The organism is Pseudoalteromonas sp. R86517 (assembly GCF_042466295.1).
GTDB classification, from domain to species: Bacteria; Pseudomonadota; Gammaproteobacteria; order Enterobacterales; family Alteromonadaceae; genus Pseudoalteromonas; species Pseudoalteromonas atlantica.
The window spans coordinates 376,814-400,607 of the sequence record NZ_JAXHCB010000001.1; the positions used below are offsets into that span (position 1 = coordinate 376,814).

A 23,794-nucleotide genomic window follows, 5' to 3' on the forward strand; every position below is an offset into this window, starting at 1 on the left:
ACAGCGTTTAAACAAAAACACGCAGTAAATTTTAAGTATGTGTAGTGGCTAATTATCTAGCTTTGTTTATTTTATTTTTAATCAATGCGTTACGTTTAGCGCAGGTGAAATTTTTTGCCTACAGTGAGCTTGGTATAGAGATTGTACCTAATAACTGAGCAGTCGCGTTATTTACAAACCTGATACTACATGAGGAGATCACGATGAATTGTTTACAGTTTGATTCAACCGCTAAAAAAAGCGTAGCACGTATTTTTAAACCAGCTTGCGCCATATTATTTACCGCTGCAATGCTACAAAATAGCGCATTGGCGAATGTAGATGTTGATATGCATGCAGTAAGTAAGTCGGGGCAAGGTGAGCTACTTGGCACCGTTACACTGACAGAAAATGAGCACGGGGTGGTATTTACCCCTGCGCTTAAAGGCTTAACGCCTGGGCAGCATGGCTTTCATGTTCATCAATATGCTAGCTGCGAGCCAAAGCAAAAAAACGGTAAAGTTGTACCGGCCGGTGCTGCTGGTGGGCACTTTGATCCTAACAGCGCTAAACACCACGATGAACCCTGGAGTAATGGCCACTTAGGCGATTTACCTGCGTTATTTGTAAATGAGCGCGGCGAAGCTAAATCGCCTGTTTTAGCGCCAAGACTCAAGCTTGAGCAGCTTAAACAACACGCAGTGATGATCCACAAAGGGGGCGACAATTATGCCGACGAACCCAAGAAATTAGGTGGTGGCGGTAAACGTGTTGCGTGCGGCGTAATTAAGTAATACGGAGATTATTTATGCCTTATCAAAACACAAACGAGTTACCGGATTCGGTAAAAAGTAACTTACCTAAACATGCCCAAGAGATATATCAAGAAGCGTTTAATAGCGCGTGGGATACCTACGAGGACTCAAGCGATAGAAAAAACGACGACGACCGCGAAACCACAGCGCATAAAGTGGCTTGGTCTGCGGTTAAAAATAGCTACAGTAAAAATGATAATGGAAATTGGGTTAAGTCGAATAATTAGTTACTGGTACAAGTAAAAAAACCAATGCATAAAAAAGCCGCTACAAAAGTTATAGCGGCTTTTTTATAGCGCAATTAGGCTACTCGCTTTTGTGTTTGCGGCGTTTATAAAAGGCAAAACCACCCACTACACAGGTTAATATAACCGCCATAATAATAGTAAATGCCCACGGCCCAAAATTAGCAATGGCAGGAAGTGCAAGGGCAGTAACAATACCGCCGCCAACCACGGGCTCATAAAGTGGTTGTTTGTAACTAAAGGGGCGAATATGCTCGCTTGGGTTTGAGGTAGCCTGTTTTAGCATTAACAGCCCAACCGCCGTAGTGCCCATAGATTGCCCAAGCTCGCCAATTCCTCTCACTTTCCAATCTTTTGGGAAAAACCACCCACCAAAGAAAAAGTAAATAGCTGCGCTATAGGCAACCCCCACTGCGCCTAAAATTAAAATACTTTGCCAATATTTAGCAAGTACCGATAAGTTAAGCGCACCCAGTGCGGCAATTATTAGTAAATCGAGGGAGAGGTTAGAAAGCAGGTTTATTTGATAGTGACTAATTAAGTTACCCATGCCTGATTTATTAAGCACTATTTGCACCACTAAACCCACCATCATCGCAATGGGGAATAAAGGCATGTACTCAAGTATTTTTACCGATGAATCGGCAAAAAGGCTTTTTTCGGCTACTTGTAAGCCACTAAGAATAAGCCAAGCAACAATAACAACCGTGCCTAAAATAGCAAAGTGCAGGCCAAATGGGCGGTCTTTTACTTCTACTTTTTCGTCGTGGCTAATTTCAAGTTCTTGGTCGCCCCCATCGGTGCGGTTAGACATAATAGTCCCTAATATGATGGCGCTTATAAGGCCTATTGTTGCTATACCTAACCCCAAGTCCATACCTTTTGCAAAATCGATACTTTCAAAAGTGGATTGCAGGCCAGCTACGGTGCCATGCCCGCCCTGAAATCCCACCGCAATGAGTGCGCCGGCAACTTCGTTGGTATCAAATAAAGGGGCAAGTACTAATAATGCCGTGATCATACCCACCACATATTGGCCTATAGCAATGCTGTAGCCAAAGCTTAAATTGGGTAGGCTTTGATTTAGCGATTGTTTAATTGTAGGTATTTTTTTACCTAAAAATAAACCTGCAAACACCACTACAATTAAATACCCAGGTAACTCCTTCCATATGCTTGTGACCTTTTCATCTATCCATAAATTAGTGCCTTGGAGCGACAAATTAATATACTCACCAAGTAATTGTGGCCCTAATAAAAGAGCTAATACGCCAGCAATTAAAGATGAGGGCACAATTAAGCCCTTTAAAAATGTGTACTTAATTAAATTACCTAGCGTTAAAAAAAAGGCCAGTAGTAGTAACGACTTAAAAAATATAGCTATACCCATAACTGATTTAACCTATGTTTTATGCTCCTTTAAACTACTCACTAATAAAAAGAGCTATACATGTTTGAGTGCTAAATACGCTAAGTAGCAATATATATTCCAGCGATTTTTAAATTTTAAGTTATTGATAATTCTATTTTAAATATTTAATGCTGAATTGAGTGCAACGGCTTTACAGAGTGTTTGTATAATTTTCAAACTAAAGTGTTAGGTAATTACACAGGGAGCGCGCTAAACACTCGTGTGAGTTTCGCTTAAATGTGCGTTACTATTTGGCAAAATTAAGTTTGTTTAAACCCATTGGGATTACGTTGAATTATTTAGCTCACCTTTACTTTGCACAACCAACTGCCGATTCACACTTTGGCAATTTATTAGGTGATTTTGGTGGACGCAGGCACGCAGAATACCTGCCCAATAGCGTTAAAAGTGCACTAGAAAACCATTACTTAGTCGATAAATTTACCGACTCTCACCCGTTAGTAAAAACCACTAAGCAGTACTTTTCACCCGAGCGTAAGCGCTTTGCAGGCGTAGCGATTGACGTGCTGTTTGATCACTTTTTAATTAGGCATTGGCAGCAATTTAACAAACACCCTTTAAATGATTTTAAACGCAGCAGCTACGCACTTTTAAATGAGCGCATAGCGGTTATGCCAGCGCGCATGCAGCATGTTGTAACCAGCATGACTACAAACGATTGGTTTAAAGAATACGAAACTATAGAAGGGGTAGGGCTTGCGCTTGATAACATAGCCAAACGCATTCGTTTTACTAATAACTTTGCAGGTTCCGCTGAGGATATAGCGCAAAACTACCATGAGTTAGAATCGGTATTTTTAGCATTTTTTCCTGAGTTAATTGAACATGTTAATGAACATGCCTTAGAAAGGGCGTATTAAAAACAATGCTTAAATGTGTTTAATATTGAACGTGCATTATTACGTGTACTGCTAGTTTATTTTTGTTAAATTTCGCGGCTCTATTATGCCATTTGTATAGCTTAAAGGATTAACTAAATATGGATTTTTCTACGATTTTGGCCACGTTATTAGGCCAGCTTTGGTATTTTATACCGCTGTTTATTTGTATTGGGGTTTTTAAAACACCTTGGTTTAAAGGAGCGATAGGAGAGTGGCAAGTTAATGTGCTAATTAAACTGTTTTTAAATAAGGCAGATTACACGTTAATTAAAAATGTGACGCTGCCTACTTTTGAAAACGGCATCGAAAATGGTACTACGCAAATTGATCATATTATTGTGTCTGAGTTTGGTGTGTTTGTGGTGGAAACTAAAAACATGAAAGGTTGGATTTTTGGTTCAGCGAATCAAAAAATGTGGACACAAAAAATTTTTAAACACTCATCAAAATTTCAAAACCCCCTGCATCAAAACTACAAGCATTTAAAAACACTTGAGTCGTGTTTAGGTATAAACAGTAACGCATTATTTTCGGTTATTATTTTTATTGGCGACAGCACATTTAAAACTAAACTACCTGAAAATATTAGGTTTGCACGCGGCGGTATTGAGTACATTAAAAGTAAAACCGAGCGAGTACTTAGTGCTAATACTAAAAACGATATAGTAAATACAATTGAAAGCGGAAAATTAAAGCCAAGTTTTAAAACAAATCGCCAACATGTAAGCCATGTAAAAACAATTATTGAACATAAGCAGGCGCCAAAAAAAGAACGCTCAGAAACTCAGATATGCTCACGTTGCGGTGAGAAAATGGTACTACGTAAAGCAAAGAAAGGTACTAATATAGGAAATACGTTCTTTGGCTGTAGTGCATTCCCTAAATGTAGAAATAGTGTTGAAATTTAAAAGGAAGTAGATTTTATGCCTGATGTAACGGCACTGTTTTATATAGCTATTATGGCTTTTTATTTATTACACAAAAACGAAGAAGCCAAAATATTAGTTCCCGTTATTGGCTTTGCAGCAATCCCTCTTTTTAGTAACGATTACTGGCAATGGTTTCAGCTTAGTGCGGCACTGAGTGTTGTGGTTATAGTGATAGAAAAAGAGAAAGCAGGGTATACAGGCGGTGGTGCTGTTTCGGCATTTGCTGCATTTTTTATCGGCGCTTTATTAGTTAGTATTTTTATACACGCGACTTCGTCTGCGGTTACTAGTTTAAACTCTACAAACTTTAATTTTAAACATCCACTAAGTTACGCGTGGCCTAGGGAGGTTGTAATTTTATATGCGTCTGCGTTTATAACTGCATTGCTTGGGATATTGTTTAACGTTCGTATGCTTGTAGCTTTTTATGGCGCAGTAATTATTGCGTGTTTACTTGCTGTTTTACCTCACTTTTGTGGCTCTTTTTTATATGGCTTAGCATTAAGTGTAATTATTATTGTAGTTACTTTTGCCGTGGCATTTATTAAAAAGGCACAAGAAGAAGCGCGTTTTATATTTGCTTATATTGGTGCAGGGTTAATACAAGTGAGCTGTTTGGTTAAGTACTTTAGCTAACTATTTTTTGAACGACTGCTCAAGTTGTGGTTTAATTGTAGCTACTACTTTTAGGAGCGTTTTATGATCAAATTTTATTTTCACCATACACCTAACCCAATGAAGGTTGCTTTGTTTTTAGAAGAAACAGGCTTACCGTTTGAACTTGTGCCACTTGATACCTTAAAAGGTGAGCAACACACACCTGAGTTTAAAGCCATCAATCCTAATGCAAAAGCACCTGCCATTGTTGATGGTGAAACACGTGTGTTTGATTCGAACGCTATATTAATGTACCTAAGTGAAAAACACGGTAAGTTAGCAGGTAAGGTAGAGAATCGCGCCGAAATGCTTTCATGGTTAATGTTTATAGCATCGGGCCTTGGGCCGTATTCAGGGCAAAGTGTGCATTTTAGACACATGGCGCCTGAAGGGCTTGATTACGCAGTTAATCGCTACTTGCGTGAGGCGCAGCGCCATTACGAAGTGCTTGATGCACACCTTGAAGGTCGCGAATTTATAGTGGGTGATGAATACACTATTGCTGATGTATCTGCTTGGGGTTGGATTGATAAAGCGCCAGTAGTACTTGGTGAAGAAGGCCTAGCGCCATACCCTAATTTAAAACGTTGGTTTGAAAGCATTGATAGCCGCCCAGCAGTTGCGCGTGCACGCAAAATTGGCACCGATGTCGCCTTTAAAAAAGAGTTTGATGAAGAAGCCAAACGTGCGTTTTTCCCATCTAACTACCCGAAGAGCTAACGCTTAAAAAGTAAAAAAGGGCAATTAATATTGCCCTTTTTTTATGTATATTAATTGCTTAGCTTTATTATAATGCCACTAAGCTTTGCGTGAGCATTGCTTTAATTTGTTTAACTATGTTGGCTTCTGTTTCTGGTTCAAATTGTTGAATACGCGGGGTATGGATATGCCCAGTAGGAATGCTCGAATTTAGCGCGTCACGCAGTCGAATACTACGATACGATATTTCGTTAGACAAATAACCACCCCCGCCGCCATTTACCGCAACACTGTTTTTAAGCGCGCCGTACGAGCCGGCTTTAAAGGTTTTATTAAGTGTAGTTACTTCGCGGTTGTCGATTACTTTATATGGGCCTTTGGCGTTTTGCATGGCGCTTACTGGTAGGCTAAATTTTACAAACTCATTACCAGGTAGTGGGCGGCCATTTAGCTTGGGTATAACAGGGCTTGTTTGCGTACCGCCGTAGACAATATTAGCGTTATCTGGCGCGGTTACGCTGCGGCGTTTACCAGGAAAGTGCTCTAAATCAAACTCGGTTCTGCCCATGCTAACCGTTACAACCATGTCGACGTTGTTAAGTGCGTAGTAGGGGGCAAGGAGTGATTCTATTATACCTTGGTCAAAGTCTTCGTAGCGTACTGGTACCATAACCGTGTTAATTTCGGCGCTAACGCCATTGTAATTAATAACTTGGCCGTCGAGTAACAATGCGGCGACCCCAGATGGGTTACTTTGGTTGATATTTTTGTCGAGTAAAAAAGGGTCAAATCCGGTAAGTATAATTTTTTTATCACTGCCTGATGAAAAAGCTAAATCGGTGCGGCCTCGGCTACCCTCTTCAAGCATGCTTAGCAGCGTATTTATTTGCGCGTCAGATAGCTCAACGTTAGCTGCGGTTGTACGTATTATTTTGCTTGAAAGCAAGCGCGCCCAGTAAAGTGCTCGGTCGTCGTAATTGTTAGTTTTAATAATGCGTTGCTTAGCGCTTTCCCACAGCTCAAAACTATAGGTTTGAATGAGCTGCTTTGCCTCTTTAAAGTTATTGAGTGCTTTAAACTGTTGCTCAAAGGTGGTTACTTCTTTATTAAAGGCGTTTAACACAGTGGGCATAGCTGTTTGTGCTTTGCTGATGCGTTGTTCTTCAACGGTGAGTGGATTACTTAAAGCTGCGAATGAAGAGGCCATTAAGCTGGTTGCTAGTAATACTTTGATCATGATACTCCTAATTAAGCCGTTGTTATTTGGGTAACTTACTATCCTACTATTAAACAGTGAGGGCAATTATTTAAAGTTGAATTAACTGATATCTGGTACGGATGGAATGTTACATTATTACATTTTGATGAATTTAGCAAAGCGCCGCACTTCTAGCGGGTTATTTCCTTTACTATAGATTTAATAAAAAACACGGGAATAAAATAATGGTTTCTAGAAGAGAGTTTTTATTTAGTGCAGGCTCGCTTGCGTTTATTGGCTTATCGCGCAGCGCAATGGGTAACGTTGCTTTACCTGAAGTAACAACAAAGTTACCTGCTTATGGCCCATTAATAGCCGACCCTCAGGCCTTATTAGATTTACCTGAAGGCTTTAGTTATCGGGTTATATCGGCACTTGGCGATAAAATGGATGATGGTTTAGACGTACCCGACCGTGCCGATGGCATGGGTTGTATTGTATTAGATAACGAACGCGTAGCCCTTATACGTAACCATGAGTTACAACCTAAACACATTAATAAAGCATCTGATTTAATTAGTAACCACAAAACCCCCTTAGCCTATGATTCATTTAAAAATGGTGTAGCTTTGCCTGGGGGCACTAGCCATATAATTTATAACTTAAAAGAGCAAAAGCGCGAGCAAGAGTATTTATCGCTATGTGGCACAATAAGAAACTGCTCAGGCGGTGTTACGCCGTGGGGTAGTTGGCTAACCTGCGAAGAAACCGTTATGGATAAAAGCGATGGCTTGTCTCAATCTCACGGTTACATTTTTGAGGTACCAGCCAGCGCCAAAGGCCTAATTAAGCCAGAGCCATTATATGATATGGGCCGCTTTAATCATGAAGCCGCAGCAATAGACCCACAAACCGGTATTGTTTATTTAACTGAAGATAGAGGCGATAGTTTGTTTTATCGGTTTATTCCTCATCATCGCGGTAAGTTAAATAAAGGCGGCACATTGCAAGCTATGGTAATTAAAAACCAACCTCAGTTTGATAGCCGAAATTGGGATTCACCGGCCATGCCATTACACAGCGACCTTTTAGTTGAATGGATAACGCTCACAGACCCTAAAAGCCCAAATGATGACCTACGTAAGCAAGGTTATAAAAAAGGTGCAGCCTTATTTGCACGAGGAGAGGGAATACATTGGGGTAAAAATGAGCTTTATTTTTGCTGTACTAATGGGGGCAAAAAGCAGTTAGGTCAGGTAATGAAGTACACACCTTCAAAAAACGAAGGCACTGAGTTAGAGCAAAATGAGCCTGGTAAAATACAACTATTTGTAGAAAGTACAAACGAGTCGTTATACAACTTTGGTGATAATTTAACGGTAGCACCTAACGGGCATTTAATTGTATGTGAGGATCAATACACAGACACGGTGAATAACCATTTACGCGGGGTAACACCCAAAGGAGAGGTGTATAACTTTGCTAAATTGCATGCGCAAACAGAGCTTGCTGGGGCGTGTTTTTCACCAGACGGACAAACCTTGTTTGTAAACGTATACATGCCAACTAAAACGTTGGCTATTACTGGTTCTTGGGATAGTTTTAAGCTTTAAAGTGGTAAAAAATACAAACGCTTAGTATGCCTTATACTAGGCGTTTGTATTTTAACAATCCTTGTAGGTTTACCAAATCCGTTAGCAAGCTTTAGTCATCCTTGGTGCATTTACTACATCCTTTATGTAATAAGCAACGAGTCCTTGTAGTTTGCACTTCATCCTGTACCTACTTATGTAACGTATCCTTGTATCTTTATTAGTCCTTTAACTCTTATTAACATTCCTTGTATGGCAAAGTGGGTAATAAATTAATGATTTAGTTTACCTGCAGACGATTCAATGTGTGCACGTACAAACCATTGAAACTGCTCTAAGTCACCTAGCTGGCTGGTGATCATATCCTCTGATACTGGGTCTAATTCAGACAGCGTGCCAATGGCTTTGCGGTGGTCGGCGTTTACGCCACTGTATACTTTGTCTAATGCACCTAAATGCTCTACTACAAAGGCTTTACCTAATGAGTATTCTTCCCATGTGCGGCGATCTACAATTGACTTAGGTGTACCTTGTGGCGTACCGCCTAATGTAGCAATACGCTCTGCGATGGTGTCGGTCATTTCGCGAATAGCATCGACTTGTGGGTCTAACATTTCATGCACACCAATAAAGCTTGGGCCTACTACATTCCAGTGAATATGCTTTAAAGTAAGTTGTAAGTCTAAAAGCGCTACGAGTCGGTTATCGAGTGTTTCAATTGTTTTTTTTGCTGATTCGTTATCCATACCTGGGGCTGTAAATTCAATTGGGTGTTGTGAGTTACTCATAATGTCTCCCGTTGTGTAATTTGTTGTATGTAGCCATTGCTACCATTTAACTTGCAATACATGAAGCAAAGCCTATGCCTACCAAGTTTATTTGTTTAAGTTATTGATATTTAATATTTTGTTTTTACTTGGGTACGTAAGGTTAAAAAGGGAGAGGCGTAGAATATGAATTTTATGCACTTATTTTTGTAAATTGTGCACAGTAGTAAAAAAGCTGTGGCTGTTTATCGAAAGAGTTGAAATTTGTTTATGCTCAATAAGGCGTAGTCTGTGTAATACATCTACCTAAAGTACCTAGCCTTACAATTCACGCCGTTATTAAATTGCCTTTAAAGCTCACCTTAATATTGCACGCGCTACAACCTCTAAATAAAACCCAGTAAATAAGCTAAGCAAGGGTATACAAAATATAAAGGCGCTTATTTATTACCTGCGTAATGATTAATTCAGGTGTTTTATAAAGGGCTAACGCTGCTCTTTTAAAGCCGCGCTACTGGGCTTTACTGCTTAGATTTTAAAAATCAGCCTTTGTACTTATTTAATCTCTTTAGTTGGTGAATGCTCACTGATATACTCCCGCCGCATTTTAATTGGGGTTATGTAAATAAATCATGAATTTTTTAAAAACACTGTTTACAACATCTATACTGCTTTTGTCTCACTCAGCACTAGCAGAAAATTGGAGCGTCACACAGCTTCACACAAATTTTGGCGATGCCTTAAATCCCTTTACCGGGGAGTCGTCATTTACACGCACCTACACCATAGAGCATGCCTCAGAGCATGACTTAGGTGATAACTACTTTTTTATCGACTTTTTAAACGACAGCCTTAGTGATGGTTTTCAAGATACGGGTATATATGGCGAGTGGTACACAACACTTAGCTTATCAAAAGCCTTTGATACCTCTGTGCGTTATGGTGCAATAAAAGACACAGGTTTAGTGTTTGGTATAAACGCCGGTGAAGAGGGGTTAATGAAATACACCCCAGGCATCAAGCTCAGCTGGGATGCCCCAGGTTTTGATTTTTTAACAACCACTTTTGCAGGTTACATTGATGCCAACGGCGGCGTGCAAAAAGATCAGCTAGCCAAGCAAGACAACAGCATTTTTATAGACCTTGCATGGGGTGCTCCTTTTACACTAGCTAGCCAAGCATTTTATTTTACCGGCCACGTAGAATATATTTCTGGGCGTGATGACGAACTAGGCAATAAAGTTAATGAGTGGTTGCTTGCTCAACCCGCTGTGCATTGGGATGTAGGGCAAAACTTTAATTTAAACCCGCAGCAGTTAATGGTAGGGGTAGAATGGCGCTATTGGTACAACAAGTTAGGGACTAATAAAATAGAAAACCAGCCCTTTTTACATGCTATTTGGGTATTTTAAGCACAGCTTGCTTTGCTAGGTTGATAAAAAATAGCGCCTTTTGGCGCTATTTTTAGTCAGTGTGGTTGGAACTTTAAATGGTTGGTTGCTACTCGTAACCACGAGGTTTTTTGGTTTTAATAACTGCAATATAAGCATGCCAACTGGCGTAACTAAGCAAAGGCATAATTACAATAAAGCCCGTGGCGCCGGTAGCAAAACCAACAGCTACCAATAAAAATATACAAATTGACCATACCACCATAGCGGCAAAGTTAGTTTTTACAGCGTTCATAGAGCTTATTACAGCGGTCATAATATCTACTCGGCGCTCCATCATTATTTGTGGAGCAAAAGCAGAAAGCGAAAATACAGTCACCAGTAATACCCCTCCTATTATGCTGCCTAATGTTAAAAACGCCGATAACTCTTCAAAGGTGGGATTGGCGTGGCTAGGATATAAAGCATGCACAAGCGCGGCTAAACGCATCCAAGCAATCATGATAACCATTAGCATTATTGCAAAGCCCCATTCGCCTACTGGGTTTCTAAACATCGACTTTATAGAGTGGCTAAGTGTGGGTTTATGACCTTTTTCAAGCTCCCATGCTACATCGTAAAGGCCTGCCGCAAAGGCTGGGCCTATTAATGCAAACGCCACGGTTGCAGGCAGTATTACTAAATATGTACCTGTAAACATTGCCCAGTAAACAATAGCAACAGGAATAAGGGTAAATATTACCCCGTAAATAAGGCTCAATATGGGCGCACGGGACATGTCTTTAAATGCCAGTGCTAGCCAGTGAAAAGCCGCAAATGTGTTTACCTTATTGCATTCAATGCAGCGGGCAAATTCAGAGTGTTTATTAATCGTATTTGTTGTTGGCATAACAACGCTCCTTAACAAGGTGTCTCTTAAAGGTTTAGAACACATTGGCTTTATTTACAAATGTAAGGGCTGAGTAAAATTAGAGATTGAATAATTAAAGAGAAATTTTTAATTATTGGGTATCAATAACTTAATTTTTTTGTTTATAGGTAAAACTATACGAATGAAAATCTTGAATTGTTCACTAAGTAGTCGGTTTATTTTGTGTCATGCCTAAATTAAAGAATTATTGTAGCCCAAGTAGGTAGGCTACAACCGTAAACAATAATAAGTTAGATCATTTCAGCGTCGATGTGACGTATTAAGTTTGTGACCCAATTTACGTACTGACGGTGAATTTTTTTGCCATTGTAATTAAGGTTTTTAGAGCTAACGTAGCTAACACTATAAGCAGTTTCATCGAAGTTAATTGCAACTGTTAGTTGGTGGGTTCTAATGTTCAAAACACCATTAATTACTCCTGCAGATTCAGGTGTACAATCCCACCCTAGTTTTATACAGGCTTTAACTATCCCTTTTTCGACCTGTTGAAGATCGCTATTCGTTGAAGAAATTTTTGGAATTGGATGGTCCTCAAAATTTTTAACTGGGACAGTTGTTGTGCAGCCTACAAAGAAGGTAAGTGCGGAGGCCATAAGTAGAAGGGAATGTTTTTTCATAATAGTCCTTTTTAATATTTAGCGAGCAGTAACCTAACTGCTACACGAGATTTACAGGTGCAATTATCGGTAAATTTACTTTTTAAAACCAGAGGTAATTTGTATTAAAGGATTATTTAAATTTAAAACGTAATAGAGCTGCTTTATATAAAAATACGATATAAAACTCGTAGGCAGGTTAATAAAAAGTTAATATGGGGTTTTTGATGTGCTTTTATATTTACAACCAGCCTAACAGGAACAATAAATGGACGAGATAATAAATAATATTGATGTAAATCAGTATTTGCCGGCAGCAGTAATGTGGGCAACAAATATTCTAATGGCAATTGTTATATTACTAATAGGCTTATGGCTTGCGGGTAAAGTGCGTAATATGATTATTAGTTTATGCCATAAATACACTCACTTTGATGACACGCTGTTTCGCTTTTTAGGCAGTATGGCGCGCTATGTTATTTTAGCGTTTGTATTTATTGCCGTGTTAAACCGCTTTGGTGTGGAAACAGCTTCAATAATTGCGCTATTAGGTGCGGCAGGTTTAGCTATTGGGTTAGCGCTGCAAGGTGCTATGTCTAACTTAGCTGCAGGTGTAATGTTACTTATATTTAGACCTTACAAAGTAAACGACTTTATTGAAGCCGCAGGGCGCTTCGGTAAAGTGACCGAGGTTGATATGTTTACAACTATTTTGCAAACGTTCGATAATCAGCAAGTTATTATCCCAAATAGCCAAATTTGGGGAGCGCAAATTATTAATCATTCTCATCATCCTATTCGCGGCGTAGATATGCACTTTGGTGTGGCATACGATGAAAACACCGACGCTGTTCGCAAAGTTATTGATAGCGCGCTTGAGGCTCATCCATACATACTAAAAGACCCAGCCCCTTTTGTTGAAGTAGAAACACTAAACAACAGCTCGGTAGACTTTTTAGTAAGACCTTTTTGTAAAGGCGAGCACTACTTCGAAATTTTATACACGGTGCCAGAGCTGATTAAAAAAGCCCTTGATGAAAACAATATTGAAATTCCATTCCCACATCGTAAAGTTATTTTAGTTAACGAGAATAAAGATTAAGGCTTAAACCTAAGAGCACTTTTTAAGTGCTCTTTTTTTGTCTGAAAAAGTTACACGCCTGTGTAATTTTTTCTTTTATAAATTACCTCAAATACTACTTTTTTGTCTGTACAGCCCTTTTTTACTAGGTTGGATGGCTGGTCTTTATTTTGCATTTGCATAGTCGCTTTTAATTTAAAGCCCATAAAAACTATCGACCCATTAAATCAAATTGTATGAAGGACTAAACATGGCTGAATCATTTAAATACTCAGGCAATAAAGGGCATGGTGGCGAATTACATCAAAAGGCTTCTGATGAATACCCAACGATGACCACCGCGCAAGGGTGCCCTGTTAGCGACGATCAAAACTCATTACGTGCAGGCAAGCGCGGCCCAGGTTTATTAGAAGATCATGTAATGCGCGAAAAGCTGTTTCACTTTGATCACGAACGCATTCCAGAGCGTGTGGTACATGCCAGAGGCTACGGTGCTCATGGTTATTTTGAAACCTACGATACGCTTGAAGACTTAACCTGTGCTGATATTTTTCAGCGCAAAGGTGAAAAAACACCGGTATTTGCACGGTTCTCAACTGTGGCAGGGAATAAAGGGTCTCCCGATTTAGCACGTGATGTTCGCGGGTTTGCTGTTAAATTTTACACCCAAGAAGGAAACTGGGATTTAGTGGGTAACAACATACCTGTATTTTTTATTCAAGATGCAATGAAGTTTCCTGATTTAATTCACTCAGCTAAGGCTGAACCAGACCGTGGTTTTCCACAAGCGCAAACCGCGCACGATAACTTTTGGGACTTTGTAAGTTTATCGCCTGAGTCAATTCATATGATTATGTGGGCCATGTCAGATAGAGCCATACCGCGCTCTTTACGCTTTATGGAAGGCTTTGGTGTTCATACCTTTAAATTTATTAATGCAAATGGCGATGAAAAATTTGTTAAGTTTCATTGGAAACCAAAAGCCGGTATGCAGTCAGTAGTGTGGAACGAAGCACTTAAACTTAATGGTGCAGACCCTGATTTTCATCGCAGAGACATGTGGGAATCTATTGGTAAAGGCGACTTCCCAGAGTGGGAGCTAGGTGTGCAAGTGTTTGATCAGCAATTTGCTGATGAATTTGAATTTGATGTTTTTGATGCCACGAAGCTTATACCTGAAGAGCAAGTACCAGTAAAAATTGTGGGCCGCATGGTGCTTGACCGTGTAGTTGATAACTTTTTTGCCGAAACAGAGCAAGTTGCTTTTTGTACACAAAACATTGTACCTGGGCTTGATTTTACACCCGACCCATTACTGCAAGGGCGTAACTTTTCGTATTTAGATACTCAAACCAAACGCTTAGGCGGTCCTAACTTTACGCACATTCCGGTTAATGCGCCTAAATGCCCAATGCGTCATTTTCAACAAGATGGCCACATGGCAATGCATAACCCTAAAGGGCGTGCTAACTACGAGCCAAACTCCTGGAGCGGCGATGAGCATAACCCCCGCGAATGCCCAGTGCATGGCTTTAAAAGCTCAAGCGAGCCAGAAGTAAGCGGTGGAGATAAGCTGCGTTATCGCTCAGAAACATTTAGCGATCACTACAGCCAAGCGCGCCAATTTTACTTAAGTCAAACAGAAGTAGAGCAAGCGCACATTCAATATGCGTTTGTATTTGAGCTTTCAAAAGTAGAGCATGTGCCGATTCGTGAGCGTGTGGTTTCGCACTTATTAAATGTAGATAACACATTAGCGCAAGAAGTTGCAAAAGGCCTGCGCCTGCAAGATATGCCAGAGCCGGCTGAAGCTGCTATGCCAACGCGTAACGATTTACCTGTATCAGATGCGCTAAGTATTTTAAAAAATGCGCCAGATACCTTTAAAGGTCGTAAGTTAGGTATTTTAGTAAGCGATGGCTTTGATGCTGATATTTTTAATTCGGTTACAAATGCCTTAGACGCTGAAGGTGCTAACTACGAAATTGTTGCCGCACAAGTAGGTGGTGCATGTTGCAGTAAGGGTAAGCATGTAGCAGCGGATCAAGTAATTAATGGCGGCCCTTCGGTGCTTTACGATGCGGTTATGGTACTTGCAACGCAAGAGGGCGCTAAGAAGCTTGCTGGTATCCCTGAGGCAAAAGACTTTGTGAGCGATGCGTTCGCGCACATGAAATACATAGGCTACACAAAAGATGCCATGGCTCTATTTGAAGCCGCAGGGCTTGATGGTAAAGCCGACAATGGTTGGATAGATTTAAACATGCACTCTGCAGATAAATTTATTGAAACATTGCGCAATTTAAGATTTTGGCAGCGTTAGAGCAAAACGCTTTAGCAAATAATAACCACACCCTGTAAAGGGTGTGGTTTTTTTATGGCTAACTGGTTATGGTATTAACTCTAAACAGTAACTAATTGGATTTATTATGAAGCTTAAAGGCGCTTGTCACTGTGGCAAAGTAACGTTTAGTGTGAGCTCTAAACACCCTTATCCTTATAACTTATGTTACTGCTCTATTTGTCGTAAAACGGCCGGCAGTGGCGGGTTTGTTATAAACTTGAACGCACAATACAGCACGCTTAAGGTTACAGGGCGTGAGCATATTACTATTTACCATGCCAAAGTGGGTGATAAAACCAGCCCCGCTGAGCGCCATTTTTGTAAGCACTGCAGCAGTAACTTGTGGTTATATGATTCGCGATGGCCTGAGCAAGTTCATCCCTTTGCTGGCGCAATAGACAGCGAATTACCCGTACCGCCAGAGCACACCCATTTAATGCTTGCCAGTAAGGCCAATTGGGTTACCCCGCATATTCAAAAGAATGATAAACAGTTTGATGAATACCCCGATGAAAGCATTGCAGCGTGGCACCAACGTTTAAACTTAGAGCAATAATACGCTGGCTAAAGTGCACTGCATCGTACTTAAAAGGGCATACCCCCAGTTAACAGGGTAAAGTTTTAATGATTAACAGTGCACTGTGAGGCGTTACTTTGGGTACAGTAATGAAAGTCGGTGTAGTAGTGAGATTGCGCAGGCTTTTTATTATATAAAATATAGTCGTGCATTAGCTTGGTGCTCAAGCGGCCCATTTCAAAAGGGTTTTGCCCTATGTTAGCCGAAGATAGACCCCTGCTTAACACATTGAGCTGTATTTCTTCTGTATCGGCAGAAACAATAATAATGTCTTTATCGGCAATACGTTGCTTAAAAGGCGCTAAGGCATTTACGTAATGAGGGTTAAATTGTGCAAACCCCGCCACAGCTAAAAAAATGGGTGGGTTGTCCATTTTTAATAAATGCATTAACTGCTTTAGTGACTCTTCGCGCTTACCTAAGCTAAATAAGGGGCAGCGACTATGTTCGCGCCAGCCGTTTTTACCTGATAGGTGCGCTGTCGCTTGATCAGACAGCGCATACCTAACCCCAGCAATACGCTTGTTTAAATTTGGGGTTGTATGGTGCCCCGACTGCATGCAAAGCGTATTATTTGCTTTGTTGGTCAGTTTTTTTACTTGCTCGCCTAAGGCAACGCCAAAGTCGAAGTTGTTACTGCCTACGTAGGCTAGGCGGTACTGTTGGTGTTTTTCTAGCAGGTCAGAATCAAACGTTATAACAGGAATGTTTTTGCTTTTAAGCGCCATTAATGAACGAGTGACCAAATGCTGAGAGTCGGTTGTTGCTACAATTAACCCATCTATTTTTTGATCAACTAACCTATTAATGACCATAGATTGGCTACGAATGTCTTGAAAGTCTTTTGGTCCATCGTACTTGCATTCTATTTCTGGGTGCTCACTACTAAAGTGCAAACAGCCTTTAAAGGCTTGCTGATAAAAGGAGTCGTTTTTTGTTTTACCTACAATGGCAATCACAACTTTAGCCACGCTTTGGTGGGCAAATAAAGCACACCAGCTTAAAACTAAATACTTCAGAACTTTATACTTTTTAGCGGCTAGGCTAATTTTAGCTAACATTATAAAAGTCCTAAGCAAGTAAAAGTAAGATATATATTACAGCTAGTATAGTTATTGACCACAAATTGGCTAATTTATTTATAGTAACTTAAATGAGTTAACACGTTGAAAGAAGTGTTTTTAACCTATAGGCTAAATGCATACACCCATAAAAAATAATGGAGAGCGTTATGACTGTTTCAGCAATTCCCAAAGGGTTTAGTTCGATAACACCGTACTTAATTATAGAAGGTGCTCAGCAAGCTATTTGTTTTTATCGTGATGCATTTAGTGCGCAGTTAGTAATGCAAATGCCGCTGCCAGAGGGCGGTATAGCCCATGCTGAAATTATAATTGGCGACTCCCACATTATGATTTCGGACTCATGCCCGGATGAGTCATTTAAAAGCCCCAATGCACTTGGTGGCACACCGGTAAGTTTAATGCTTTACGTAGAAGATGTAGACAGCGTATTTAAAAAGGCAATTGAACTTGGCGCTACAGAAGTACGCCCAGTGCACGACCAGTTTTACGGTGATAGAGCCGGCACCCTACAAGACCCATTCGGGCATATTTGGACCATAGGCACCCATAAAGAAGATTTAAGTGAGCAAGAAATTAACCAACGAATGGCCGACTTAATGTCAAAAGAGCAAGATGCTTAGCGCAACTTGCCCTGCGTTTTAGCTAAATTGTTTACCCTAAATTTATCGCTAAATATTTTATTTCGTCACCGTTTATTTGCGGTAAAAAATAAATATCTTGGTACTTAAAATATTGTTGATCGTTAATCGTGACAGCCTCTGCCGAAATAGGGAGGGTGTCGTAGGTTTGCCCTAAATCATAATTTTTAGCACTGCCTACCTTAATAGCCTGATTAACCACTATTTTAGGCTCATCAACTACTCTATAACCATTATTATCTGCCACGTAATATACATTTTGGTAGGTATAGTAAGTGGTATTATGGCGTTTAAAGTGTGAATAATGCCTTGGTAGTGAGCGTATTCTTAAGCCTCTTGGTGGCTTAACTACGTGGTAGCCTCTTTTTGCTTTTCTATAGTAAATACCATCACTAAATGTAAACGTAATGCCATTAAATCTGATTGAAGCACTATTGCGCGGTAAATGATTAAAATAATGCCCAGGCCGGTAGGTCACTACGTTGTGGCGATTATGTTTAAAATAATTACGAGTGCGTTGCTGCTGTTTGTAATGGGCAACTTTGCGCTTTTGCTCTTTGCGGTGCTCGCGTTTGGCTTGTTTGCGCTCTTTACGGTCGTTTTTTTTATATTCTATACGCTGTTTTTTGTCATCGCGGCGCTCATCTCGTTTGTATTCGATGCGTTTTGCGCGCTCATTATTAAAACTTTTTGCGTGTTCTCGCTCATTGGGTGCTGCATATGCAGCGCCAGATACTGCACTTATGGCAAGTAGAGCAGGGAGTAATTGAGTCAGTTTCATACTAGTGCCTCGTGTATGTTGTTACATAACTGGGTTCAATACTAGCGCTTTAAACTGAATGGTAACTGACATGTAACCGATAACAGGGGCGTGTTTACAGCTTTTTACTAACGTTTACTGTTCTTGACACAAGCCAACGTTTTCTCACATTTTTGACGATTTTAGGAACTTTTATAGGCTATAAGTTGCGTAACTAATTGTTACGGCAAGTGCTTTTAACACTTGACGTAATTTATAATTAGCCTGAATTTGGATAATAAATCTATCTCGGGCAGCTATATTCAGTGCAAACCGCGTTTAACTTACTTGCAATAGGCCAGCTATTGACGCGTAAATTTGCCTTATTTTCACTGAAAGTTTCTGGTTAGAGAAAATAAACTTAAATATCACCATAGTTCAATATGTTAGCAAATCTCTAACCAGAGTTCAGGTTAATTAGCGTTTAGGTTTTTCTGGTAAGGCGGCTTTTAATTGCTCCGGTGTTACGTTAAGTGCCTTTGCTACAACCGTTAAATCGGCATTAGGGCCGCCGGCTTTTTGCATTGCTTGCATAAGCACTTTTTCGCTAACGCCTAGTTTGTTAGCTGCCTCAGCAAACCCCGGTGGCGACATGCCGCCGTTAGGGCCACCCGCCTTTGGACCGCCGCCACCAGGTGGTTCATGGCGAGATATTATAGTGCCTTCAGGTGGCTTGGCCCCTACACCCGCTTGTGCTGTGGTCGTAAAGTTGTTTTGTGCAACCACGCCTTTTAAGCACTTAGGTAAGTTAGGGAATGTATTACTTGCATGGTAGTGGTAAGTAACTATGCCGCTTTCACCCACGGGGCCTGTGTGGCCATTACAGCTATCAAGCTCGGTTGGGGATGTACCATCAATTTCTTGGCTTCCGTAAATTGGGTAGCCATCAAAGCCATAACCAAATAGGGCGCTTGGCTTTTGCGCTAAATTATTACAGTTGGCGTTTACATGTTCGTGTTTATATACGCTGTCTATATCACTAGCGGTGCCGTGGTAGTGGTACCAACCGCCCGGATCAATATGGCCTGCGCAGGTATCAAGCGCGGGTAAATGCCCAGTATGTTGCACACTTGGCGCATCCGAAAAAATAGGCACACCCGCAAGCGCTATACCCACTTTAGATACAGTGCCCAGCGCTGTTGATTGCTCAGACATAACAGGGTGGAGTGGTAAAAGGGCGGTAATTTCTACGCTTTTATCTACCGATACATTAATACATGCATGATCAACTGTTGGGTGAATGGTCGCGTTATCAACAATATGCACTTTGCCGTCTTCATCGTAAAAGGTAAAACCTTGCTCGTTAAGCATGGTTAAAAATGCTTTATCTAACCTATATAGCCCCGCATCGGTGCCATCCCAATCCCAAATTCCGCCTACGTCGTCGAGTGTTTCTGGGCAAAAAGGGCCGACTTCAATGTTGTCGGGCTGATATTTTAAAACCACTTGAGCACACTGAGTTTGTAGGCCGTTTTCAAGCGTACACTCTACAGTTTGTGGCAGCTTTACCATGGCTTTAATATTAAAATCATCGGTATTAATAAGCGTGTTTTTAGCGCTTTTAGCTTCTGGGGAGGCAGGTGTACTTTCGCTTTTTATCTGCTCGCCACATGCAGTTAAAAGTACCGTGGCACTAAGCAGGCAAAATGAGAGCTTAGTTTTTGTAGTGTTAACGCTAGGCGCTTTTAAACGACTTCGTTTAATTGTTCTCATACTTACCCCAAAACGATTTATATACGAAGGTTTTAGTATGGCAATAAATTGTGCAAATAAAATGAAAGTTTTAAAAGAGATAATGATATGTTTGAGATGCATGGCTAGCTTTTAATTAACATTATTGGGAGTTGTTATTAAGTTATTTAATAAACTTACACGATTAAATACGAAGTATAAAAGTACAAGTTAGCAACTGCTGTTTTTACTTGCCCAAGGTTTACCAATAAAGCTCCATATATTTAAAGCGCAAAAAGCACAAACCTAGGTTTGTGCTTTTATATTTTACGGTTAAATAATTATATTTTTTCCCAGTAGGGTTCGTCACCAAAGTAGCCGCTAAAGTAGTCTATAAAGGCCCTTACTTTTGGTGCTAATAAACGCGAACTTGGGTAAACACTCCAAATAGCGGTGTCGGATGCAAGTGGGTAGTCTTGTAAAATTTGTACCAGCTCACCACTTTGTAGTTTTTTATAGGCACACCAGCTCGACATTAACGTAATACCTAGGCCTTGCACGCACGCGTCGCGCACCGCTTCACCGTTATCGGCTTGTAATACGTTATTGGTTTTAATGTTTTGTGTGCCCTCGGGTGTAATAAACGACCACGTAGTTAAACCATGTAAATTAACACAGGTATGATTTTTTAAATCTTGCGGTGTTGTTGGGGTGCCGTGTTTTGCAAGGTAATTAGGCGATGCGCAAATTAAGCGTTTATCGCGGGCAACTTTTCGAGCAATTAGGGTTGAGTCGTTTAGGGCGGCGTCGCGTATTGCTATATCAAAACCTCCGCCAACCATATCAATAATGCTATCGCTTAAGCGTAAATCAATTGTCAGGTCGGGGTATTGCTCAATAAATCCAGCCAATGCAGGAATAATATGCATTCGCCCGAACGAAGCAGGAGCAGTAATGCGCAATTTTCCTTGTGGAGTTACACTGCCAATACCTACCGAGGCGCGTGCCATTTCAACATTGGCAAGCACTTCCTCGGCGTGGGGTAAAAAAGCTTGGCCCTCTTCGGTTAGCGATACTTTTCGGGTTGTACGATGAATAAGTTTAACGCCGAGCGTTTCTTCAAGCTTATTCATTTGGGCACTAGAAACCGCGGCCGACAAACCTAACTCCTTGCCAGCTAAGCTAATATTATGTGTTGTTGCGATTCTGACAAACAGATTTAAATGGGCAATGTTCATTATCAAATTTTTCAATAAACTGATTATTTAAACAACTATATTATCAATACTTAGTTGTGTAAATATACTAGCAGCTTATTCATTGTGACTTTTCCTGTGGCGCTTACTATAAGCGCCTTTTTTTTCGGTATTTTTCTCGTTTAAATTTTTAAGTTTAGAGTGAGCCTGCCTTATGAGCCGTAATACATCATTACTTTTAAAGTATTTATTTAAGCAGACATGGCCTATGTTGGTTGGCTTGTTTTCTATTATGGGAAGCCAGCTGGTTGATAGTATTTTTATTGCTAAGCTAGGCGCTGAGCCGCTCGCTGTAGTTGCCTTTAGTATTGCTATTTTTCAGGTAATTGTGGGAGTACAAGTAGGCTTAGGTATTGCGGCAACTGCGACCATTTCTACTGCACTTGGGGAAAATAAAGTTAACTACGCACGCTACTTAGGTAGTTTAATCGTATTTATTGGCACCGTAATAGTAACGCTATTGTGCTTGGCGTTGTGGCTTTTTCAGCAGCCTATAATTTTAGTGCTGGGTGCAACGCCTTCGTTATTTAATTTAACCGAGCTTTACTGGTTGCCTTGGCTAATAAGCTGCTGGCTTGGAGCGCTGCTTTATTTTGGTTACAGCATTTGCCGTGCTCATAACGAAACCTTATTGCCTGGGCGAATTATGGTGCTAACCAGTGTGTTAAATATAGCGCTCGATCCATTGTTTATGTTTACCTTTGATATGGGGTTAGCGGGTGCTGCATGGGCAAGCTGTGTTGCTTTTTCAATAGGCTTAGTAGTGGTGTTTTACACGCTTATTAAACGAGAACTTGTAACCTTTGACATTTTAAAAAACCGCACCGAGCAGGCAATAAAAGCCATTGCCAAAATGATGGCGCCGGCTTTACTTTCACAGTTTATTCCGCCTATTTCAGCCATGATAGTAACGGCATTGATTGCCGCGTATGGTGGGTTTGCTGTAGCAGCTTGGGGGCTTGCAAACCGTATTGAATATATTGCGATTATTTTAATTTTAGCGCTTACCATGGCGCTGCCCCCCATTGTTGGAAATTTAAAAGGGCGGGGCGAGCTTAGGCAAATATTAAGCGTAGTAAAACTTGCGTGCGGTTTTGTAATTGGCATACAAATTTTATTAGCGGTTATTATGCTAGGTGTGGCTAACCCGCTTGCAAATGCGCTTAGCAATAATAGTGAAATAGTAGCTAACCTAACAGATTACTTTGCATTTGTGCCCCTGAGCTACGCGGCTTTGGGTGTATGTATGATCACGGTATCGGTATGTAACGCGCTGGGCTTTGCGACCACGGCCTTATTTATCTCCATATTGCGGCTATTTTTGTGTTACTTACCACTACTTTGGTTAGGCTCGTATTTTTACGGTTTAACAGGGTTATTTATCGGTATGGCATGCGGTAATACCTTGTCGGGTATTGTGGGTTGGCAGCTTTTTAAGCAGCAATATAAGCGGTTAACAACACACGTTAGCGTGCGCTCAATCACTGTTTAATTATCAATATATTGAAGAAAGTTATTCCACTTAAATTGCAATTATCAAAATAGTTAAATGCAATTAGTATGCACCTCATTGAATCATTACTTAATCTATAGCAGCTAAATTTGCTGTGTTTAGGTCAAGCAATTGCAATAAAAATAGAGCTGCTTGAGGTGAATAACATGAAACTTTATAAATTGTTTTTAATAGCTATAACGCTATACGCAGGCGCTGCAACGGCTGCACAAGATTACTTTTCGATGAGCTATATTCAAGGTGAAGGAGACGTGCGAGGGATTAAGGTGGCTTATCAATATGCCTTAGATTATCAAATAGAAGGCTTTGAAGAGCTAGAGATTTACCTAGAAGCCAATGCCAACTTTTTTGAATACGATGACCCAAAACGCTACGACGCTAATTTAGGCTTATCGCTTTCACCTGTTATTTTTTATCCTATTGGCAGTATTGCTGGGAACCGCGTTTTTGCCGAGTTTGGTATTGGTTTAAGCTTATTAGACGACACCAAATTTGCGGGAAAAAACATAAGCACACATTACCAGTTTGAAGACCGCCTAGGCATTGCCATGAAATTTGGTGAGGCTGAGCAACATAGCGTGTCGCTTAAGTATTTTCATTATTCAAACGCTGGTATTAAAAAGCCCAACCCAGGCCTCGATTTTATATCGCTAAGCTACTCGCGCTCACTTTAAATATTACTACCTCAGTGAAAAATACTTCACTGAGGTTTTTAGTT

At 40.5% G+C, this 23,794-nt stretch carries 23 protein-coding genes; 14 read left to right on the plus strand and 9 right to left on the minus strand.

Annotated elements, in window-relative coordinates; all coding sequences use genetic code 11:
* Positions 1 to 203 precede the first annotated feature (203 nt).
* Both sodC and SJY38_RS01740 read left to right on the plus strand, forming a co-directional pair.
* Positions 204 to 773 (plus strand): superoxide dismutase family protein, encoded by a 570-nt coding sequence (sodC, locus tag SJY38_RS01735; protein ID WP_138611278.1) that lies wholly within the window; start codon positions 204 to 206, stop codon positions 771 to 773.
* 14 nt (positions 774 to 787) lie between these two features.
* Positions 788 to 1,021 carry a ChaB family protein gene (locus SJY38_RS01740; protein ID WP_024033266.1) on the plus strand — a complete coding sequence of 78 codons (234 nt, stop codon included), beginning with the start codon at positions 788 to 790 and terminating at the stop codon, positions 1,019 to 1,021.
* 79 nt (positions 1,022 to 1,100) lie between these two features.
* Here SJY38_RS01740 and SJY38_RS01745 read toward each other — a convergent pair whose 3' ends face one another.
* Positions 1,101 to 2,429, minus strand: coding sequence for a sodium/glutamate symporter (locus tag SJY38_RS01745; protein WP_377109185.1), 1,329 nt, complete (start codon positions 2,427 to 2,429; stop codon positions 1,101 to 1,103).
* A gap of 311 nt (positions 2,430 to 2,740) precedes the next feature.
* On the opposite strand from SJY38_RS01745, the gene SJY38_RS01750 reads away from it, so the two are divergent.
* The 4 genes from SJY38_RS01750 to SJY38_RS01765 all read left to right on the plus strand — a co-directional run bounded on the left by SJY38_RS01750 (position 2,741) and on the right by SJY38_RS01765 (position 5,658).
* Positions 2,741 to 3,331 carry an ACP phosphodiesterase gene (locus SJY38_RS01750; RefSeq protein WP_273587185.1) on the plus strand — a complete coding sequence of 197 codons (591 nt, stop codon included), beginning with the start codon at positions 2,741 to 2,743 and terminating at the stop codon, positions 3,329 to 3,331.
* Between the two features lie 119 nt (positions 3,332 to 3,450).
* Entirely contained in the window at positions 3,451 to 4,260 is an 810-nt protein-coding gene (locus tag SJY38_RS01755) for an NERD domain-containing protein (protein ID WP_273587186.1), read from the plus strand.
* Between the two features lie 15 nt (positions 4,261 to 4,275).
* Positions 4,276 to 4,917, plus strand: a complete 642-nt coding sequence (locus SJY38_RS01760; protein WP_377109186.1) for a hypothetical protein — start codon at positions 4,276 to 4,278, stop codon at positions 4,915 to 4,917.
* A gap of 63 nt (positions 4,918 to 4,980) precedes the next feature.
* Positions 4,981 to 5,658 (plus strand): glutathione S-transferase family protein, encoded by a 678-nt coding sequence (locus SJY38_RS01765; protein ID WP_377109187.1) that lies wholly within the window; start codon positions 4,981 to 4,983, stop codon positions 5,656 to 5,658.
* 67 nt (positions 5,659 to 5,725) lie between these two features.
* On the opposite strand, the gene SJY38_RS01770 is transcribed toward SJY38_RS01765, so the two are convergent.
* On the minus strand, positions 5,726 to 6,874 hold the full coding sequence (locus tag SJY38_RS01770; RefSeq protein WP_377109188.1) for a hypothetical protein: 1,149 nt from the start codon (positions 6,872 to 6,874) through the stop codon (positions 5,726 to 5,728).
* A 206-nt stretch (positions 6,875 to 7,080) separates the two neighbouring features.
* On the opposite strand from SJY38_RS01770, the gene SJY38_RS01775 reads away from it, so the two are divergent.
* Positions 7,081 to 8,448: an alkaline phosphatase PhoX gene (locus SJY38_RS01775; RefSeq protein ID WP_377109189.1), complete on the plus strand. Its 1,368-nt coding sequence runs from the start codon at positions 7,081 to 7,083 to the stop codon at positions 8,446 to 8,448.
* A gap of 251 nt (positions 8,449 to 8,699) precedes the next feature.
* On the opposite strand, the gene dps is transcribed toward SJY38_RS01775, so the two are convergent.
* A complete protein-coding gene (dps, locus tag SJY38_RS01780) occupies positions 8,700 to 9,215 on the minus strand; it encodes a DNA starvation/stationary phase protection protein Dps (RefSeq protein WP_004587573.1) in 516 nt (171 codons plus the stop codon).
* 611 nt (positions 9,216 to 9,826) lie between these two features.
* Here dps and SJY38_RS01785 point away from each other — a divergent pair.
* Positions 9,827 to 10,606 (plus strand): nucleoside-binding protein, encoded by a 780-nt coding sequence (locus SJY38_RS01785; RefSeq protein WP_055252763.1) that lies wholly within the window; start codon positions 9,827 to 9,829, stop codon positions 10,604 to 10,606.
* 88 nt (positions 10,607 to 10,694) lie between these two features.
* On the opposite strand, the gene SJY38_RS01790 is transcribed toward SJY38_RS01785, so the two are convergent.
* Together SJY38_RS01790 and SJY38_RS01795 are read right to left on the minus strand one after the other, a co-directional pair.
* Positions 10,695 to 11,474 carry a DUF2189 domain-containing protein gene (locus tag SJY38_RS01790; protein ID WP_377109190.1) on the minus strand — a complete coding sequence of 260 codons (780 nt, stop codon included), beginning with the start codon at positions 11,472 to 11,474 and terminating at the stop codon, positions 10,695 to 10,697.
* A gap of 272 nt (positions 11,475 to 11,746) precedes the next feature.
* Positions 11,747 to 12,133: a hypothetical protein gene (locus tag SJY38_RS01795; RefSeq protein ID WP_377109191.1), complete on the minus strand. Its 387-nt coding sequence runs from the start codon at positions 12,131 to 12,133 to the stop codon at positions 11,747 to 11,749.
* Positions 12,134 to 12,380: 247 nt separating this feature from the next.
* Between SJY38_RS01795 and SJY38_RS01800 the strand changes: the two genes are divergently transcribed.
* From SJY38_RS01800 to SJY38_RS01810, 3 genes are all read left to right on the plus strand, one after another.
* A complete protein-coding gene (locus SJY38_RS01800) occupies positions 12,381 to 13,214 on the plus strand; it encodes a mechanosensitive ion channel family protein (protein ID WP_377109192.1) in 834 nt (277 codons plus the stop codon).
* Positions 13,215 to 13,443: 229 nt separating this feature from the next.
* Positions 13,444 to 15,516 (plus strand): catalase, encoded by a 2,073-nt coding sequence (locus SJY38_RS01805; RefSeq protein WP_064386432.1) that lies wholly within the window; start codon positions 13,444 to 13,446, stop codon positions 15,514 to 15,516.
* A 106-nt stretch (positions 15,517 to 15,622) separates the two neighbouring features.
* A complete protein-coding gene (locus SJY38_RS01810) occupies positions 15,623 to 16,093 on the plus strand; it encodes a GFA family protein (protein WP_055252766.1) in 471 nt (156 codons plus the stop codon).
* A 65-nt stretch (positions 16,094 to 16,158) separates the two neighbouring features.
* Here SJY38_RS01810 and SJY38_RS01815 read toward each other — a convergent pair whose 3' ends face one another.
* Positions 16,159 to 17,175: a substrate-binding domain-containing protein gene (locus tag SJY38_RS01815; RefSeq protein ID WP_029772924.1), complete on the minus strand. Its 1,017-nt coding sequence runs from the start codon at positions 17,173 to 17,175 to the stop codon at positions 16,159 to 16,161.
* A 170-nt stretch (positions 17,176 to 17,345) separates the two neighbouring features.
* On the opposite strand from SJY38_RS01815, the gene SJY38_RS01820 reads away from it, so the two are divergent.
* Positions 17,346 to 17,819, plus strand: coding sequence for a VOC family protein (locus SJY38_RS01820; protein WP_377109193.1), 474 nt, complete (start codon positions 17,346 to 17,348; stop codon positions 17,817 to 17,819).
* A 31-nt stretch (positions 17,820 to 17,850) separates the two neighbouring features.
* Here SJY38_RS01820 and SJY38_RS01825 read toward each other — a convergent pair whose 3' ends face one another.
* The 3 genes from SJY38_RS01825 to SJY38_RS01835 form a co-directional block, all read right to left on the minus strand.
* Positions 17,851 to 18,618: a DUF6515 family protein gene (locus tag SJY38_RS01825; protein WP_004588873.1), complete on the minus strand. Its 768-nt coding sequence runs from the start codon at positions 18,616 to 18,618 to the stop codon at positions 17,851 to 17,853.
* A 435-nt stretch (positions 18,619 to 19,053) separates the two neighbouring features.
* Positions 19,054 to 20,349 carry a YHYH protein gene (locus tag SJY38_RS01830; protein ID WP_377109194.1) on the minus strand — a complete coding sequence of 432 codons (1,296 nt, stop codon included), beginning with the start codon at positions 20,347 to 20,349 and terminating at the stop codon, positions 19,054 to 19,056.
* Positions 20,350 to 20,648: 299 nt separating this feature from the next.
* Positions 20,649 to 21,545, minus strand: coding sequence for a LysR family transcriptional regulator (locus tag SJY38_RS01835; RefSeq protein ID WP_039972407.1), 897 nt, complete (start codon positions 21,543 to 21,545; stop codon positions 20,649 to 20,651).
* A gap of 172 nt (positions 21,546 to 21,717) precedes the next feature.
* Between SJY38_RS01835 and SJY38_RS01840 the strand changes: the two genes are divergently transcribed.
* Entirely contained in the window at positions 21,718 to 23,055 is a 1,338-nt protein-coding gene (locus SJY38_RS01840; RefSeq protein ID WP_377109195.1) for an MATE family efflux transporter, read from the plus strand.
* 167 nt (positions 23,056 to 23,222) lie between these two features.
* Entirely contained in the window at positions 23,223 to 23,750 is a 528-nt protein-coding gene (locus SJY38_RS01845) for an acyloxyacyl hydrolase (RefSeq protein WP_377109196.1), read from the plus strand.
* Positions 23,751 to 23,794: the final 44 nt, after the last annotated feature.